This window comes from Lewinellaceae bacterium (assembly GCA_020636105.1).
Taxonomy (GTDB): Bacteria; Bacteroidota; Bacteroidia; order Chitinophagales; family Saprospiraceae; genus BCD1.
Genome location: JACJYL010000001.1, coordinates 1,975,728 through 1,993,391, shown reverse-complemented (window position 1 = coordinate 1,993,391; position 17,664 = coordinate 1,975,728). Strand labels below are relative to the sequence as shown.

Annotated in this window: 18 protein-coding genes and 1 pseudogene; 14 read left to right on the top strand and 5 right to left on the bottom strand. The window is 38.5% G+C overall.

The window, feature by feature from the left end; translation table 11 throughout:
* Nucleotides 1-239 precede the first annotated feature (239 nt).
* From H6571_07375 to H6571_07355, 5 genes are all read left to right on the top strand, one after another.
* Entirely contained in the window at nucleotides 240-1,010 is a 771-nt protein-coding gene (locus H6571_07375; protein ID MCB9323547.1) for a TlpA family protein disulfide reductase, read from the top strand.
* A gap of 705 nt (nucleotides 1,011-1,715) precedes the next feature.
* Complete coding sequence (locus H6571_07370; GenBank protein ID MCB9323546.1) at nucleotides 1,716-2,192, top strand: hypothetical protein; 477 nt, start codon at nucleotides 1,716-1,718, stop codon at nucleotides 2,190-2,192.
* Nucleotides 2,193-2,521: 329 nt separating this feature from the next.
* Complete coding sequence (locus H6571_07365; protein MCB9323545.1) at nucleotides 2,522-3,379, top strand: hypothetical protein; 858 nt, start codon at nucleotides 2,522-2,524, stop codon at nucleotides 3,377-3,379.
* Nucleotides 3,380-3,565: 186 nt separating this feature from the next.
* Nucleotides 3,566-4,420, top strand: coding sequence for a hypothetical protein (locus tag H6571_07360; GenBank protein ID MCB9323544.1), 855 nt, complete (start codon nucleotides 3,566-3,568; stop codon nucleotides 4,418-4,420).
* Between the two features lie 65 nt (nucleotides 4,421-4,485).
* On the top strand, nucleotides 4,486-5,169 hold the full coding sequence (locus H6571_07355) for a TlpA family protein disulfide reductase (protein ID MCB9323543.1): 684 nt from the start codon (nucleotides 4,486-4,488) through the stop codon (nucleotides 5,167-5,169).
* Between the two features lie 119 nt (nucleotides 5,170-5,288).
* Here the strand turns inward: H6571_07355 and H6571_07350 are convergent, their stop codons facing one another.
* Both H6571_07350 and H6571_07345 read right to left on the bottom strand, forming a co-directional pair.
* A complete protein-coding gene (locus H6571_07350) occupies nucleotides 5,289-5,969 on the bottom strand; it encodes a response regulator transcription factor (protein MCB9323542.1) in 681 nt (226 codons plus the stop codon).
* Between the two features lie 3 nt (nucleotides 5,970-5,972).
* A complete protein-coding gene (locus tag H6571_07345) occupies nucleotides 5,973-6,953 on the bottom strand; it encodes a HAMP domain-containing histidine kinase (GenBank protein MCB9323541.1) in 981 nt (326 codons plus the stop codon).
* Between the two features lie 73 nt (nucleotides 6,954-7,026).
* On the opposite strand from H6571_07345, the gene H6571_07340 reads away from it, so the two are divergent.
* The 4 genes and pseudogenes from H6571_07340 to H6571_07325 all read left to right on the top strand — a co-directional run bounded on the left by H6571_07340 (nucleotide 7,027) and on the right by H6571_07325 (nucleotide 10,510).
* A complete protein-coding gene (locus H6571_07340) occupies nucleotides 7,027-8,037 on the top strand; it encodes a hypothetical protein (GenBank protein ID MCB9323540.1) in 1,011 nt (336 codons plus the stop codon).
* 30 nt (nucleotides 8,038-8,067) lie between these two features.
* A pseudogene (locus H6571_07335) lies at nucleotides 8,068-8,434 on the top strand (four helix bundle protein).
* 81 nt (nucleotides 8,435-8,515) lie between these two features.
* Nucleotides 8,516-9,760: an Nramp family divalent metal transporter gene (locus tag H6571_07330; GenBank protein ID MCB9323539.1), complete on the top strand. Its 1,245-nt coding sequence runs from the start codon at nucleotides 8,516-8,518 to the stop codon at nucleotides 9,758-9,760.
* Nucleotides 9,761-9,763: 3 nt separating this feature from the next.
* Nucleotides 9,764-10,510: a LamB/YcsF family protein gene (locus tag H6571_07325; GenBank protein ID MCB9323538.1), complete on the top strand. Its 747-nt coding sequence runs from the start codon at nucleotides 9,764-9,766 to the stop codon at nucleotides 10,508-10,510.
* Nucleotides 10,511-10,520: 10 nt separating this feature from the next.
* On the opposite strand, the gene H6571_07320 is transcribed toward H6571_07325, so the two are convergent.
* Entirely contained in the window at nucleotides 10,521-10,739 is a 219-nt protein-coding gene (locus H6571_07320) for a hypothetical protein (protein ID MCB9323537.1), read from the bottom strand.
* A 33-nt stretch (nucleotides 10,740-10,772) separates the two neighbouring features.
* Between H6571_07320 and pxpB the strand changes: the two genes are divergently transcribed.
* The 4 genes from pxpB to H6571_07300 all read left to right on the top strand — a co-directional run bounded on the left by pxpB (nucleotide 10,773) and on the right by H6571_07300 (nucleotide 14,746).
* Complete coding sequence (gene pxpB / locus H6571_07315) at nucleotides 10,773-11,441, top strand: 5-oxoprolinase subunit PxpB (protein MCB9323536.1); 669 nt, start codon at nucleotides 10,773-10,775, stop codon at nucleotides 11,439-11,441.
* Between the two features lie 200 nt (nucleotides 11,442-11,641).
* Nucleotides 11,642-12,616: a biotin-dependent carboxyltransferase gene (locus H6571_07310; protein ID MCB9323535.1), complete on the top strand. Its 975-nt coding sequence runs from the start codon at nucleotides 11,642-11,644 to the stop codon at nucleotides 12,614-12,616.
* A gap of 286 nt (nucleotides 12,617-12,902) precedes the next feature.
* Nucleotides 12,903-14,084, top strand: a complete 1,182-nt coding sequence (locus H6571_07305; GenBank protein ID MCB9323534.1) for a tyrosine-type recombinase/integrase — start codon at nucleotides 12,903-12,905, stop codon at nucleotides 14,082-14,084.
* Nucleotides 14,085-14,278: 194 nt separating this feature from the next.
* Nucleotides 14,279-14,746, top strand: coding sequence for a hypothetical protein (locus tag H6571_07300; protein ID MCB9323533.1), 468 nt, complete (start codon nucleotides 14,279-14,281; stop codon nucleotides 14,744-14,746).
* A 276-nt stretch (nucleotides 14,747-15,022) separates the two neighbouring features.
* On the opposite strand, the gene H6571_07295 is transcribed toward H6571_07300, so the two are convergent.
* The gene (locus H6571_07295; protein MCB9323532.1) at nucleotides 15,023-15,976 is read right to left on the bottom strand and encodes a hypothetical protein; all 954 of its coding nucleotides are present in this window, start codon (nucleotides 15,974-15,976) and stop codon (nucleotides 15,023-15,025) included.
* Between the two features lie 19 nt (nucleotides 15,977-15,995).
* Nucleotides 15,996-16,529 (bottom strand): sigma-70 family RNA polymerase sigma factor, encoded by a 534-nt coding sequence (locus tag H6571_07290; GenBank protein ID MCB9323531.1) that lies wholly within the window; start codon nucleotides 16,527-16,529, stop codon nucleotides 15,996-15,998.
* A gap of 231 nt (nucleotides 16,530-16,760) precedes the next feature.
* Here H6571_07290 and H6571_07285 point away from each other — a divergent pair, with 231 nt between their 5' ends.
* Nucleotides 16,761-17,528 (top strand): IS5 family transposase, encoded by a 768-nt coding sequence (locus tag H6571_07285; protein ID MCB9323530.1) that lies wholly within the window; start codon nucleotides 16,761-16,763, stop codon nucleotides 17,526-17,528.
* Nucleotides 17,529-17,664 lie beyond the last annotated feature (136 nt).

The following is a 17,664-nucleotide window of genomic DNA, read 5'->3' as shown; positions in this document are numbered from 1 at the left end:
TGGAATAATTATGGTTATGGTGATATGTGGTGCAGCCAGGTTATTTTTTTCCTGAGGATGAAGTAAGAATCTCTACTTTAAAGCGGTTGCAGCTTAGGGGAAGTGGACACCTTACCCATGATCCACCACATCAAAAAGATTAAAACATGAGGTTAATTTCTTTTATTTTCATTTCGACTCTAGTCATACTGTGCTTTTCATGTAAGAGTATAAAGTCCGATCCAATTCAGGAAATTAGATTGGATCTTAATCAAAATTTTCTACCCAAATCAGTTATCCCTTATTTACAATGGGTAAAATTAAAACCTTCTATAGCAACACTAAAAATAAAAGGTTCGATTTTTTCTTACAAAAATAATTCATTCAATCTGGCAGTTGGAGATATGAACCAAAACGGTATTTTCAATGAAGTAGGAATAGATCATCTTTTTATAGCCCCTGAAGGAATTCAGGAAGTTTATATCCATGATATTACCAGTATTTCAGTAGCGGTGATTCAAGATGTTAATTATTTTGAAGCGAATGGCGATCTTTTTAAGATTTCCAAAATTGATCCAAAGGCTACCTTCATTAATCTGGTAAATATTGATGACCGTGAGGATGTAGTCCCTTCTATGAAACTAATTGATAAACTACCCAATATTGAATTTTCCCTTTTGGATGGTTCGATAGCTAATTTCAAAGATTATCAAGGGGCGGGTAAGTTAGTCTATGTTGATTTTTGGGGCTTGTGGTGTGAACCGTGTTTAAAGGCAATGGAAGATTTAAAAAAAATTGCAGCCACTAATAGGAATATAACAATCATAAGTTTGAACTCAGGAGATGATATTGCAGAAATAAAAAAATATATTTCGAAAAAAAATATTAACTGGATCAACGGAATTTCTACGAAATCAGTTCAAAGACATTTTCATCAAAATGGGTTTCCTTACGGGGCTTTATTTGATATCGATGGTAAAATAATTAAGATGGGTTTAGACCCAATTGAGTTAAATAAGTATCTAAATTAAGGATGAAAAAAATCTTAATTCTCACGAAAGAATTTGATCCTACTACTTGTGACGTAATTGATTGGCTTGCTTATAAAGAGGTTGATTTTTTTAGAGTTAATGGCAACAAACGGAGCCAAAAGCATAATTTTATATAAATTGAATAGTAAATTTCATCAAACTAAAATATATTCCTCATTATCATTTAGTAAACCTATTTCCAAAATTTTTATTCTTAATGAACCAAAATAATATGTTCTTTTCCTTGTTTGCTAATTGTATTCCGGTAGATATCAACGGTAATATCAAGAATTATCCATCCATGGAAAAGTCCTATGGGAATATAAAAAAAAACTACCCTAAAAAAAGCACTAGATCATCCAGATTTTAAGAAATATTGGGATATTAGCAAAGATAAAACTCTTGTTTGTAAGGATTGCGAATTTCGATCTATTTGTACAGATTGTCGCGCCTATGTAGAATATCCAGAAGATATTTACAGCAAACTACTAAAATCCAGGTACGCCCCCTTTGCCACGGAGTGGACAGAATGGAATGCAAAGTATTCCCGAATCTTAGAAAATATTTAACCTTAATAAATAGCTGGAAATGACAATGAAACAACTAAACCACTTAACTAAATCATTTTCAATTTTCCTTTTCATCTGTGTCTTTTTTCAATGTAACAACCTCAGCAATAATCGATTTGAAGAAATTAAATCCACATTGGATAAAATAGATACTGACCAAGAAATCGAATTGACGTTACAAAGAATATATAATGAAGATCAAAAATCACGAATGCGGTTAAAACCAATTATGGAAGAGTATGGTGTAAAATCTGAAGAGTATAAAAACCTATGGGCTGACATAAAAGAAAGTGATGAAGAAAACTTATATAAAATTGAGTATTTATTGACAAAATTTGGCTACCCTAAAAAAAACACCTACAGTAGTACAGCCAGGAAAACTCCGATTTTAGTAATTCATCATAGTGAAAACTATCAAATAAGGGAAAAATATTTTCCAATGATTTACCAAGCCTGGAAGAATGGTCACATTGAGAGCTTTATGGAGTTGTTTTTAATTCGAATGGCAGATATGAAGTTTCAAAGCAAATCAAATGTAAATATTGATGAATTAATGGGCAATGAACTTTTAATTGAAAAACTCATCGACGAATTAAATTTAAGTAGAATATGATTCTTTAGATATGGAGCAGCCACTGATGACGTACTAAGCAAACCCCTTAAATGCGGTTATGACCCATATTCTGGTACGTGGAGTGAATGGGTTTTAGATTCCGATAAAAGCAAAGTAATCGCACATTATTCTTTAATCGAAAAAATTATGGGGGATAAATAGGTTTTTCCAGGATAGTCTATTTAAAATATCTTAATACACTTTTATGGTTCACTACAATATTCAAATAAATAAGCCTGTTGTTCGTCTCATACTTCTTTGTTTTTTAAAGTCTTTTTGAACTACTGCTGAAAGCATTGGATTTATGCAATGCTTAAAATTTAATTAAAATGAATAAGTACCTATTCCTAGTCCTGTTATTTTCAATAAATTGCTCATCAGATAAAAGTTCTAAAAATCATTTGATTGGAGTGTGGGAAGTAGAATCCAATTCTAATTTAGTCTTTGAATTTACAGAAGATGGGTATTTCAATCAATATATTTCAGGTGAAAAAGTAATTATTTCGTCTTTAGAAATAGTAAATGGGAAATACGAGGAGGTGGATTATGGAAAGATTGTGTATAAAATAGATAAACATGGAGATAGTTTAATGGTCAATCTTTTTGGAGAGAATAATAATAAATTTTATGACAAATACTTATGCTTCGTAGATGGAGATCATCTTACTCTTGCTAATTATAAACAAGGAGAGGGTATTGACAATCACCTTCAAATGGTTAATTCTTTTTTTAGGCAAGGGACTAAAAAAAGAACTAAGGGGGCATATAAATCATTGTCGTTAGTTTTACCAACAGAGTTTAATAAAAATGAAATTCTTATTGCTTTTGGGCAAAAAAATGGAAGTCATCCGATTGTTGATTCTGATGGAAATATTACTTTAAATATCCCACAATCTGGCCTTTTAAAAACAACATTTGTTGAGGATTTAAGAATAATAAGCAAAGGCAGAGTGAGAATATTCCGAAAAAACACAAATGAAGTAGACGAAATTCATGTATTCCAGTTTGATGAATTAGCATTGTTAAACTGTGATTATATACAAGGACGATATGACCCAAAATTGATTGTTGGATTTGTTGAACGTTTTAATCCTTCAAGGGATTTAGTTAACAAGCTATTTGATGAAAATATTTTGGGAAACGTCCAGACGTTTACCATTGATACGCTCGAAAAAAGAATTCACTGAATTTTTTAAATCTACTTTTAATTGGCTGTACTAATTATTGCAGATAAATCAGAAACCTAAAATTTAACAAAAAGAAGGCTTAACTATGAGTACAATAAAAAAAACAGGATTGAAAAAAAGAAGCTTGCAGCTTTAACCCGTACACGAACAGTTAGATTTCTTAAACATAAATTTTAAATCGAAATAATGATCACTAAATATTCTTTTTCCATCCTGCTTGGACTATCTTTTTTTTTATTTGCTTGCCAGCCTTCTATAGAAGAACAGGTTATAGGTAAATGGATTGGTGTTGGTGATAAAGATTACGCAATAGAATTTTTGAAAAATGGAGAAGTAAATATTTATAATGGCAACCGAAAATTTCACCTTGAAGAATACGGTCAATTTATTTATGACTTCATACAAAAAAAAGATAGTCTTTTCTTAATAATTAAAGGAGAAAGGACGGGAGATATATTTGAAAATTTTTTGGTTCATTTGGAAAAAGATTTCCTACTTTTAATCACATATAAAAAAGGCGATGGAATTGATAACCACATTGCTGAAATTGTAACTTGCATCAGAGAGGGACATTCTTTAAAAAAAGATAAAGAGGCCACTCGAACAAAATTTTTCATCCCAAAAGAATTCATAGGCACTATATATATTGCATATAATCAAGTCAATGGAGTAGCCAAAAATTATGACGATGATGGCAATAGACTTGTTAAAATTCCAGAATCAGGGTTAGTTGAAACGACATTTATGGAAAACCCTCTTTTCATTGCTAAAAAAAGAATCGATTTTTTCTATAGTAATAATAATCCAAAAAACTATAAAAACTTGAATTTAATAGGTCACAATGAAATAAAAAAATTTTATGAAAAAAACTGGTTTGATAAACTTGATCCAGTTTATCATCCTGACTCAGTTGTTGTTGTTGCATTGGGTTACAATCAAGCGGGTAGAGATTATATCAACAAACTCTTTAATAAAAAAATAAATGGTAATGTTGAGGTATATAGGGTTGATACATTAAGAAACATTTTCCAAATCCGTTGAATTTAAATTAAGATTCACTGATCCTTCAAGGCAATTAATCTTACAATGCTTTAAATGAAATGAGTATGATTGTTATTTCTATTTCTGAACGTTTTCAGAAAATAATTTTTGATAAATCGATACATAATTTGTGTCGCTTGTTATCCATTATTTTATTATTTATTTTGCTAAACGTATCTTGTCAACCTACAGACACCTATGAAGTGCGGTATAATAAATGCTTTGAAAATGTCAAAACTATTGAGTTCGATATGGAAGGGGCTACAAAAAAAGGTTTTGGTTATACAGGATTTGACGCAAAGTGCCTTGTTGGCTCGCTATTGCCTTTTTTTAAAGTTACAGATATAAATGGGGACGAAATCGAAACAAAAAACCTAATTGGAAAGGTGACGGTGATTAATTTTTGGTTCATAAAATGTGCCCCCTGTATTGCCGAAATACCAGACTTAAATTCTATCGTCAATAAATATGGTAAAGAAAAGGTTAATTATGTATCTTTTTCCAATGATTCAGAACATGACGTAAAAGAATTCTTAAAGACTAATACTTTTATTTTTACCCATGTAACCAATGCAAAACATATAATTGAGGAAAATTTTCGTTTGATATGGGGGTATCCGAGTACGATTGTGGTAAACCGTGAAGGTAGGATAGTTGAGATTTTTCAAGGATCCAAATTGAAAAATGATCCATCTATAAGCGTTACCACCGCGATAGATTCTTTGCTCGCAGAGTTATTAAGGAAATAACTTCCCCTGATGGCCAGGCATATTCAAAAAATAAAAAAGCCTGTCTCCTGCGTCATCCCTTCTATACCTCCTGCAAAAGACAGTAAAGTGTTTCAGCAGGATCTACAAATTCCGGGAATTTATTCCACAAACTTATAGCCAACGCCCCGCACCGAAATGAAAAACTTTGGATTCCTCGGATCCTCCTCAAAATATTTCCGGAAAGAAAGGATGAAATTATCAATCGTCCGGGTGGAAGGAAAAACATCATAACCCCAAACCGACTGCAGGATCTGGCGGCGGGAGACCACCTGGTTTTTGCGGTCGATGAGCAACTTGAGCAGCATGGCTTCTTTTTTGGTGAGGGTAAAAGCGCCGTTACGGCCCCAGGCGTCAAAAGTTTTGAAATTCATGCGGTTATTGCCAAAAGCATAAATGGAGGTTTCATCGCCAGTGGATTTGCCGGCGCGCTGGAGCAATTTACCGATCCTGAGTTCCAGCTCTTCAAACTCAAAAGGTTTGGTCAGGTAGTCATCAGCCCCGAGTTTCAGGCCTTTGATGCGGTCATCTCCCGAATTCCTCGCCGTGACAAAAATGATGGGGGTCTCAAAATCGGAAAGCCGGATTTGTTCGCAAATCTGGAAACCGTCCATATCGGGCAACATAACGTCCAGGATAAGCAGGTCGAAATGCTGGCTCATCACCTTGTCCAGGGCTTCAGAGCCATTTTCCGCCGTCACCACTTCATAATCTGAAAGCTCCAGGTTCAGTTTTATGGTATTGCGAATGCTCGCCTCGTCTTCCACTAATAATATACGCATCTGTTATTCAATAGGTAGTGTAATGATAAAAACAGTCCCCGAAGGAACATTGTTTTCCAGCCGGATTTTCCCCCTATGGGCCCGTACAATTTCCCTGATGATAAAAAGTCCCAGCCCGGTACCTTTGGTCTTGCGGATAGCTTCGTTACCGGAACGATAAAATCTTTCAAAAACCTTTTTCTTTTCAGCCTCAGGAATACCGATTCCATGGTCTGCCACTTTTAATTCAATGTTCTGATCCGTCGAAGTAATGTTGATCTCTACCCGGGGGGTATTTTCACTGTATTTGATGGCATTGCCCAAAAGATTATGAATGATGGCAATCATGCCCTCCTTGTCGGCATATACCATGGGCAGATCCTTACCGCAGGAGATGGCGAACTCGGCTTCCGGGTATTTGCCCCGGTATTCTGCCACAATTTTTTCACAAATCCCACACAAGTCCAGCCATTCAGGAAAAGGTTTGTATTTGGAATCCAGTCGGGCAGACAATAAGAGATTATTGACCAGGGAATCCAGTCGGCGCGTTTCCCTCATGGCATCGGAGCCCATTTTTTGCTTTTGATCTTCATTGATTTTACGCTTGATAAGGGTCTCCAGAATCAGGCTGATGGATGCGATGGGCGTTTTCAATTCGTGGGTGATGGCCAGTAGGAAATTGGTCTGGTTTTTGGAAACCTGTATTGCCTGTCGGTAAGAACGGTAAACGAACCATAACCCAATGGAAAGGCTGAGTCCAAAAAAAATGGCTTCTCCCAGGATCATTCTGTTTTGCAACGAAAGTTCGTGCTCGATTTTTTCCAATTGTAACCGTTTCTCTTCAGGGTCAAGTGGTTTGCTTTCGACCAACTCAATTTGCAGGTTGTGGTATTTGATGGTTTTTTTTCGCAATAAAAGAGCCCACCACGTAAAGGCCGCCAACATATAAATGATGATTGCTATCGAAAATAATCGAATTCGCCGTGTTTTTCTGTTAGTGCGCATTGGTGATGCTTTAGGACAAAAATCCACTATTTTTATTAAAAAACGTATCTTTATAGGATAAAATCTTAAACATATGGAAATTGATCCGGGCGCTTATATTGCCGAATTGCTTTTTGAACATGATACGGTGAGCTTACCAGGATTTGGAAGTTTTGTTAAAGCCTATAAAGATGCCAGCATTGATTATGTCCAGGGAGAGATCAAACCACCTGGTTCGGCCCTCAATTTCAACCGCAACCTGGTAATGGATGACGGCCTCCTGATTAAGATACTCAAGAAGAAACACGGGTTGCCGGTTTCCAGGGCAGAGAAAGTGGTTGAAAAATACGTCGCTGATCTGAAAAACCGACTTGAAAAAAAAGAATTCCTGACGTTTCATGGATTGGGCCGATTGTACAAAGATTTTGAAGGGAACTTTAAGTTTTTGCCTGAAAGTCATAATTTTAATGCGGATACTTTCGGGTTGCCGGATCTGCATTTTTACCCGGTTTCAAGGCCTTTTACAGAATCTGTAAATACAAAATCGTCCAATCCTCCTTCCACAAAATCAGAAAAAGTGACCAATACTATAGCCGACTGGTTTACCAAAAACCTGCTTTGGGTGAGCGCTGCTGCTTTAATAGTAGTCATTTCCGCTATTTATCTGGCCGTATTTAAAAATAATGCCGAATCAAAGACAAGTGGTGAAGCCGTGGCTAATGAACGGGTAAACGTTAGTCCGAGTGATAACCAGAGCGATTATGAAGTGGTGAATGATTATGACGATGACGAAGGGGCTCCAACAGGTGATGAACAGCAACCGCCGCCTCCTGATCCTCAGGCCGAAGGTTCTGAGGCTCCGACGCTTTCCCCCAATGAAAAAGTGGCTATAATCATTATCGGAAAATTCGGCAATCAATCCAATGTGGATAAATTGGTGAAACGCATATTTGAAGCCGGTTATGAACCTTATACCGATAAGGAAGGTAAACTTACCGTGGTGGGGGTCCAGATGGTTTATGATGCCGAAAGTGAAGTGCAATCAACCCTGAAAAAGATCAGGAAGAAATTCGAACCGGGGGCGAAAATTCTTAAGATGGAATGAGGTTGATAAAGATTGATAAAGATTGAATTTATGGAGCAGAATAATTGGGTTGAATATAAGATTAATGTTGGGGCAAGATTGAAGGAATTTTGTTTGGAGATATTGAAATTTGGGGATTTGTTGCCGGAAAAGGTTCAGTCCAAGAGTCATCCGATATCAACTTACAAAATCGGGTACTTCAAAGTATGCTAATTATAGGGTTGCGATGCGAGCAAGGGCAAAAGCTGAGTTTTTTAGCAAATTATGTATTGCTGTTGAAGAAGCCGATGAAACGGAAATGTGGTTGGATTTACTCATCGATTCGAATACCTGTACGGACGATTTTATTAAAACCCTTCACTCGGAAAGTCTGGAACTCGTGAAAATTTTGGCCTCAATGAGAAAAAAATTATCGTAACAATGATATTTCTAATCGATGAAAAATAATAAAAAACGGACCCTCAATCTCCTTCAATCTCCTTCAATCTAAAATAACCACGTGCAATTTTTAAAAAAAATAAAATCCACAGGGCCGGCGATTTTGATCACCTCGGCTTTTATCGGACCGGGCACCGTAACGGTTTGTTCTCTCGCCGGTTATTCCTTTGTATATGCATTGCTCTGGGGCCTCGTTTTTTCGGTGTTTGCCACGATAATCCTGCAGGAAATGGCTGCCCGCCTGGGGTTGGTCACTCAACAGGGGTTGGGAGAAGCCCTGCGGGGGCAGATCAACCACCCCTTCTGGCGACTGCTAAGCCTGCTACTGGTTTTTTGTGCCATCATCATCGGCAACGGCGCTTATGAGGCGGGAAATATCAGCGGAGCCGTTTTGGGCATGGATACCGCATTGGGCAGCCTTAATGTCCAGGTTAACGGTGGAACCCTTAATTTGTGGGGACTGATCATCGGAATCATCGCTATGGCTTTGTTATTTTCCGGAAGTTATAAGTTGATCGAAAAAACACTGATAGGCCTGGTGCTTTTGATGAGTATTGTTTTTATCGTAACCGCCCTGATGGTTGGGCCCGACCTGGGAGCGATGATCAAAGGAATGTTGGTTCCTACCGTGCCGGAGGTGCCTGCCGGAGGATGGCTGATGGTGATTGGACTGGTGGGGACTACCGTGGTGCCCTACAACCTGTTCTTGCATGCTTCTTCCGTATCCGAAAAATGGAAATCTCCCGACGACCTGCCTGCTGTCCGTTTTGATACGGTCGTGGCCGTGGTACTCGGTGGAATCATTTCTATGGCTATTGTAGTGACTTCAGCAGCAGCTTCGCAACAGGCCGGTTCTTTTAACAATGCAGCGGATCTCGCCATTCAGCTGGAACCTTTGCTGGGGCGATGGGCCAAATACTTTATGGCCGGTGGATTATTTGCGGCGGGGATCTCTTCTGCGATAACAGCTCCTTTGGCTGCTTCGTATGTGGCGGCGGGTATTTTTGGGTTTAAGCCGGATTTGAAAGAATGGAAATTCAAATTGACAGGAGGTCTCATTCTTTTCATCGGTGTCCTGTTTTCTTTGTTGGGATTCAAGCCCATTCATGTGATTAAATTTGCTCAAATGGCCAATGGAATACTATTGCCTTTTATCGCCATTTTCCTGGTTTGGATGGTCAACAGGGCTTCATTACTCGGTAGTTACAAAAATAATTTGCGACAAAATATTTTCGCCGGCATCATCATCCTGGTGACCCTTTTCCTGAGTGCGAAGAGCATTTTGTCGGTTTTGGGATATCTTTAATTTATGAAAATAGACTTAAACTGCGACATGGGGGAAAGTTTCGGTCACTTTCGGATTGGGAACGATGCGGAAGTCATGAAATATATCTCCTCCTGTAATATTGCCTGTGGATATCATGGAGGCGATCCCCTGACCATCCAGCATACCATTGAATTTGCACTACAAAATGGCGTTAAAATCGGGGCTCATCCGGCCTTTTATGATATGCATGGGTTTGGAAGACGGGAAATGTTCCTTACTGCTGCGGAACTTTCTGCTTTGATAAAATACCAGGTTTCGGCGATTAAAGGCATGACTGAGGCCACGGGAGGAAAACTGCATCATGTGAAACCCCATGGGGCCTTGTACAACATGGCCGCCCGGGACGAATCCATGGCTGCCATCATAGTGCAAGCCATCCTTTCCATCGACAAAACGCTTGTGCTTTACGGCCCCCCTGAATCTGCCATGGCAAAATGCGCTGCGAAAGAAAATCTACCCTATGCCAATGAGGTTTTTGCCGACCGGAATTACAATGATGACCTCTCCCTGGTGAGCCGGCAAGAAAAGGAGGCGCTGATCACAGATAAACAGGAGATGTTTGAACACATTAACCGGATGCTGTCTTCAGGAAAGGTAAAAACGGTAACCGGCAATTTAAAGAATGTTACGGCAGATACGGTTTGTATTCACGGAGATCAGCCAGAAGCGGCTGAAGTAGCCAGGGCGTTAAGGACAAGCCTTGAGCATGAAGGTTTTGAGGTAGGGTGAATAGAGGCTGTTATGATTTATCCATCAAACCGTCTTTTGGTGGGGCTGCGTTCAACTCCTTTTCAATACCGGTGATGTAATCGAGTGGCAGGCCCGACATTTTTTGAATCTCCTGGATAGAAAATCCTTTTTGGATCATTTGGGCGATGACTTTCTTTTTTCCGGCTTCGATGCCTTCGGTGAGTCCGTGTTTTTTCGTAGCATTGCGGAGGAAGTTGCTGATATCCATTTTAGGTTTATTTTCTGCAATAATAAAAAACAAGTGCCAAAAATAAGTCCTCAATATAAGACATTAACCGATAATTCAATATTAATTGAATTTGAGCAGGTCATTTCGCCTCAGATTCTTACGGTCGTTACCGCCATGGATCAGCTCATTCGGGAAGCAGACCTTTACGGCGTGATTGAAACGGTTCCGGCTTATGCTTCTCTCGCCGTTTTTTACAACCCACTCCTGTGGGAGCAAGAAACACTGGTCGTTGAATTAAAAAAACTGCTGCCCGGGCTAAAAAAAGTCAAACAGCCTGAATCCAGGTTGTGGGAAGTGTCTGTTTCTTATGAAGCAAAGGATTCCCCTGACATGCCGATCGTGATGAAACATTCGGGACTTTCCCGGGAAGAAGTGATCAGGGTACATACCCAAAATGAATACCTGGTTTATATGCTGGGTTTTTTGCCCGGGTTCATTTATCTCGGCGGCATGGATGAACGACTCAATACGCCCAGAAAACCTGTGCCTGATTTGAAAACTGCCCCGGGGTCGGTGGCGATCGGTGGTGCCCAAACAGGAATTTATGCCATTGAAAGCCCGGCGGGGTGGAACATTATCGGGCGCACAAGTGATATTTTTTTTGATCCCCAAAGCAAAGAACCCCTCCGCATAAAACAGGGAGACCGAGTGATGTTCGTCGCTAAAAGGCCAAAATACTAAAGGTTAAAATTTAAAATAACCATTAAAGCAGTTCAGTCCACAAATAACCAGCACCCCAGCAACCAGCACCCCAGTAACCAGCAACCAAGTCAACCAGTAACCAGTAACAAGTCAACCAGTAACCAGTAACAAGTCAACCAGCAACCAGTAACAAGTCAACCAGTAACCAGTAACCAGCACCAAGTCAACCAGCAACCAGCATGTCCTTCATAAGAAAAATAAGCGTTGAAACACCGGGTATGTATACCACCATTCAAGACCTCGGTCGATTTGGGAGCAGGAGGGTGGGGGTGCCACAAAGCGGGGCCATGGATGATTATGCCGCCCGGCTCGCAAATATATTGGTGGGAAATGAGGTTACAGCACCCTTGTTGGAAATTTCCTATACGGGCCCGGAATTACTTTTTTCCTCAAGAACCTTTATCGCAGTAACAGGGGGGGATTTGTCGCCTCGGGTGAATGGAAAAGATATCATGATGTACGAGACGGTTTGCCTCAACCCTGGCGATCGGCTTTCGTTTGGCGGGTTGAAGAATGGTTGCCGTGCTTATCTGGCCATTTGGGGTGGCCTGGTTTCGGATTACGTGATGGAAAGTTGTTCCACTTATGTTCCGGCAGGGTTTGGAGGGCACCATGGCCGGCCATTGATAAAAGGAGATTTACTTTTTTATCATAAAAAAGACGAACCGCCGTTGATAATGACCCTCCCGGAGTCTTATTGGCCAAATTATGATGCCAAACGTACCATCAGGATACTGGAGGGGCCGGAATGGAACGTTATGGATGTTGAAATGAAACAAAATTTTGGTCGAAATACCTTTAAAATAGGGCATAATTCGGACCGTATGGGGATTAGATTGGAAGGAAAATTGTCGCAGGAATATCACCCCGTGCAAATGCTCTCTTCCCCTTTGGGAAGGGGAAGCATTCAACTTATCCCCAGCGGAGAAATGATCATTGTGATGAGCGACGGACAAACAACGGGCGGATATCCCCGTATTGGAAGTATTATTGCGGTTGATCTTGGACCGGTTGCCCAGTTGAAACCCGGAGATAAAATTAAATTTAAATTAATTGATCAGGATCAGGCAAAATCATTATTTTTGCACCGCGAGGCAAAATTGGAGTACCTGAAAGGAAAAAATATTCCCAAAGGCCCGGAAATACTTGATTAGCAGGAGGGTAAAAGTAACATAAAAAGGTTTTTTAGGAGAAATGAAATTATTTTTTCTCTTTTTTTGTTTAAATTTTAAAATCCTTTTGCATAAGTATAAAAAAGATTTTACCTTTGCAGCCGCATTTAAAATAAGCTCTGTTTATTTGAAAGGCTAAAGGCTCCGTAGCTTAACTGGATAGAGTCCCTGACTACGGATCAGAAGACATTGATTTTATTGTATATAAATGTATGATTTTCAAAGAATTACAAATATGTATTTCTTTAAATCGTCAAAAATATACACAATGTCAACTCCTACATTAGCAGTTAAATTATACAAAGGCGAACCTCTCGCCAACAATTATTTTCCAATAGTTTTAGAAGTACGTTATCCTTCCTCTTCTGGTAAATTAACTACCTCTCGTATTCGTCTTAAAGTAAAGGCAAAAGAACACGAGTGGGACGATAGTATTTGGTTCAAAAGAGACGAAAAAAAGAACCAACAACTTGAATACAGTTTAGATCAAGCCAATAGGGTTTATGAAAGGTTCTTTAGAAATAGCCACTTTGATTACATCCAGTTTTCTAAGCTTTTCAGAAATGGTTTACATAAGAATTTCTACGATGTCATGGACGAATTTATTGATAGCCGTAGCAGTGTAGGAAATCAGATGTTCTACAAGGATATTAAAAGGGCTATCCGAAAATTATGGGGTGATAATTTAGCAATTAGAAGTATTGATAAAAGGAAGCTTGAACAATTCGGGAATAGATATGAGTCTGTGGCTTATTTTAGAGGCTTTAAAGCGGTGATGTCCTATGCAAGGGAAAAAGGATATATAGACATAAAAGAATACCCTTTTAAGGCGGCTTATTATCCAGATGGATACGACTTCAATCATATCAAAAAGAAGAAACAAAAATCCAAGGAGCCGGAAATAGCCTATACCGAGGAAGAAATGAAAGTCTTTAATCAACGTCCTGATGACCGAGGACAAAGAGCATGGGATGTTTTCATGTTATCCTATTACTTTTTTGGAACTAACTTATGGGATATGATACATTTTACTGACGAAAATAAACGTGGTGATGGTCTGGTATATAGAAGAAAAAAGACCGGAGTATTGGTCCGTATGCCAATTGTACCTCAAGCATGGGAAATAATTGAAAGGTACAGAAATGGCAAATATTGGTTTCCAATTGTTGATCCTGATTTGCCAGAGCCGGATAAAAAAAGAAAAGCCAACAACCTTCGCAGGAGTGTTAATAGAACACTTAGAAGGCTTGCGAGGGATAGGGGAACAGATCAAAGAGTGAAATTCTATACGGCTCGTCATACAGCCGCAACGATTGCAATAAAAAAGGGTGCACCAATCCAGGAAGTTTCAGCTTTGCTTGGACATAAAAGTATTAAAACTACCCAAATTTATCTTGCTCAGTTTGATGTGAAGGAGTTATCGGGAACCATGGGACTTTTGACATTGTAGTAGGGGAGAGGAGCCTTGCCAATTTGGTTCAAATACCCCAGTTCGCAAAAAAATAGTATTATAATTGATAGTGATTAAAAGGTGATTCCTTACATTTGCAAAGGAGCAGGATAAAACACCCTGCTCCCAAGAGGCATAGATGAAAAATCATCTACAGGATGATATTATCCGTTTCACCTGTAGAATCAATATCTATGCAATCAGCTCTTCAACTGCGAACGATTGCCACTTTTTCGTTCTTTATCCTTCTTTCCATGTTTCTTTTTAGTAAGGTCTGGCATCGAGGGGAACAAATTGAAACTTCCCATAGAGATCAAGCTCTTGAAAGAAAAAAAGAGAAAATCCTTAAGTGCGAACAATATTCATTAAGAGCTTTAAAATCTGGCTGGTACCCTTGCACTCATTGCCCAAAACCTTTATATTGGCTCAATGCAAACGAAATTGCCAAATATGGCTATACTTGTAACAAAGGGGCAAGATATACTTCAGAACAACTACATGCCTTGGGTGTATTTTATTTCATCGAGTTTGAAGGCCCACTCCAAGAGGTCGTTACAATGGAAGCAGAGAAACTATTTTTGTACTACAAACATCCAGACAATTTGAGAAGAAGAGAGGAAAATCGTATTTCTTTACCTCCGTTAAATAAACGCGATGATTAGCCTATCCAAAATAGTCGATAACGAAAAAATAAACATAAAGCTTGACCTCAATGCTTTGAGGGCAAAATTACCTTCTGTTGAGAAGAATATTTGTATTACATTGGTGGCAACTAAAAGTCCCAGGAAAGCGGATAATTGGAAGAAAAACGACAAAGAGTATTACAATGTCATTCTGAATCATAATAGGGTATTATATTCCACGTCTCAATTTGTATCAAAAATGATCCTAAAGGAATGTTTGGCAGTTCTCGATAACAGATAAATGGCAAAACATTTTTATCGTTCGATCCCAATTTCTTGTAATTCTGAGACTAATTTTTCGGCATCCGCATAGTGCGGGTGATTAGGTACCCTTAAAATAAGGTCTATTGTTTCCCAAAACTCTTTTTCATAATAAGGATAACTGGCAAGATAATAAAGAGCTAATTCCCAATTTGTTTTGGTCACATCGAAGTCCTCTTTCATATACTCTTTGTAACTTAAGATAGCGGTTTCGTAATCCTTAGTTTTGGAATACAAGAATGCTAATCGAGAGTATAGGTGGGCTTTAGGTATATTTGGAGTGGTATTATTCAGAATCTCTAAAGCTTTTTCATAGTCCTTTAGTTTTGTTGCTGTGTCCGCTTCCATTGTCGGTGTTTTCCACGCATCCTCTTCTTTTCCTCCCCTGACTTTGGAAACTTTGGGCAAATCTATGCTTGCAATTAAATCTTCGGCCAAATTTCTTACAGCTACTATTTGTAATGAGTCTTTGGAGAGGGTATTAGTTTTGGGAGGTGATTTTGAATTGTTTTTGGGTGGTATAATAGAAGGATCTTTCTCAATTAATGAATCTGACTTATTGGGAGGGGGGACTTGTATTGAGGTTGTGTCTGGTGGAGGAATTTCGCTTTCTCCAGTTAAGGTTGGGGTATTGTTATTTTTCCAATTAAAATATAAAGAACCAATGATCACTATGATTAAGGTAATAACGGGGTAATACCATCGAAACCAGCTTCCCCTTGGTGGTTCATTGTCATCCTCTAACTCCTTTTTCCATTCTTGAAAATTTGCCTGGAGTTCTCGTTCTTTCAATCGCTCTAAGGCAGGAAGCAGTTCGCGTTGGATTTCAACCTCTTTCGCAAGTTCTGGGTCTACCTTTAATTTTTTCTCGAAGTCTTTGACTTGCTCCGGTGTGAGTTGCCCGAGTAGATATGCTCTTATTTCCTGATATGATATTTCATTATACATCGAAAGTAAATTCTATTGGTTATGTTCTGGAGCTACCTGCCAGTATAATTTTTTTAAGTTTTTTCAGACATTTATATTTTCTCTTTTTTAGCTGTTCAGTATCCCTAAACTGTAACTTTTGGGCAATTTCCCTCATCCCGTATCCTGTCACAAAAAGCTTAAGAATATTATTGCATTGACGGTCAAGTTTATCTAGTAGACTATCAAACTCCATCTTATTTTCTGTGATAATCAATATTTCCTCGGGGTTTGGTTTGTAGTCTTTAATATTTAGATAATCATTGATGTCCCTTGCAGTTGGCGGTGTTCCTTTTTTCGTTTTACGCCATTTGTTCTTAACGCATTGCACTAAATAGCCACGAAGGTTTTCTATTGGAGGCTTGTTGGTAGCGATCACCCGGTTTTCAAACTCCATGCAGACCTGACTTAAGGCATCATCAACTTCATCCTGGTTTCCTCCGCTTTTGAGAATGAATCGAGAATAATCAACACGCCAGGTTTTATACATATACTTCCAGGCTTGTTTTCTAGCTTCTCCACCTTCATAGAGCATTTGGAGAATGATTTTATCCGATAAAGGAGGGGTTTTCAAATTAAAGTGTATTTAAAAGTTAAAAAAGTCCTCTTTTTTCAAAACTTTTTTCAAATTATGGTCAAAAATAATACTATTGAACCTATTAACTTAGAAAAACCGTAATTTTGGATAAGAGTATGTCTAAAAATTGAAGTCTTTGGAAAAATGGGAACCAGTTATTAAACTTGTGGTAGACTAAAACCCAAGTTTATGCAAACTCAATATGAGCGACTAACTGATTCCCAGTGGGAAATTATAAAAGAATATTTACCTATCAAAAGAAAACGCAAATATGATTTGCGAGATGTGGTAGACGCAATTTTTTGGATATTAAGAATTGGCAGCCAATGGAGAAATCTTCCGGGAGAATTTCCTCCCTGGAAAAGTGTATATTATTATTTTCAAAAATGGCAAAAGGATGGAACACTGCAAAAATTAAATGAAGGATTGAATCGAAAGGAAAGGAAGCGACAGGGTAAAGAAGAAACGCCCAGCATGCTAAGTATTGATAGTCAGTCTGTTAAATCAGGACCATTTGTGAATATAGAAAAAGGAATTGACGGAAACAAGCGTGTTAATGGGCGAAAGCGTCATATCATCACAGATACTTTAGGTTTAGTTTGGGGGATAGTTGTCCATGCGGCTAATCATGCAGACGGAGCAATGGCGCACCAGGTAGTCGAGCCTCTGGTTGGATACTTGCACCGGTTAGAAAAAATACTGGCAGATGCTGCTTATAAAATTATCTTCATGGATTGGGTATATGAGAATCTGTTAGGAGTAGAAGTAGAGCTTTCATCAAAGCCCCCAAGTGCAAAAGGGTTTGTTCCTGTGAAGTGGCGCTGGGTTACCGAACAGACCTTCGGGCGGTTCAATTACTTTCGCCGATTGGACAAGGATCACGAAAAAACAACAGAAAGTTCCGAAGCGTGGGTACTTTGGCAGAATTGCCAAACAATTTTATATCGCTTGGAATGATCTACAAATTTAAATTTTTAGACATACTCTAAGATGGTAGAAGGCTTTGTAGAAGGTGTCTGACATAATTTTTACAGTAATAGTTAGTAATAAACGACCTTCTTTTTTACTTCGTGCAAAGTGAGGTTATTCTTTA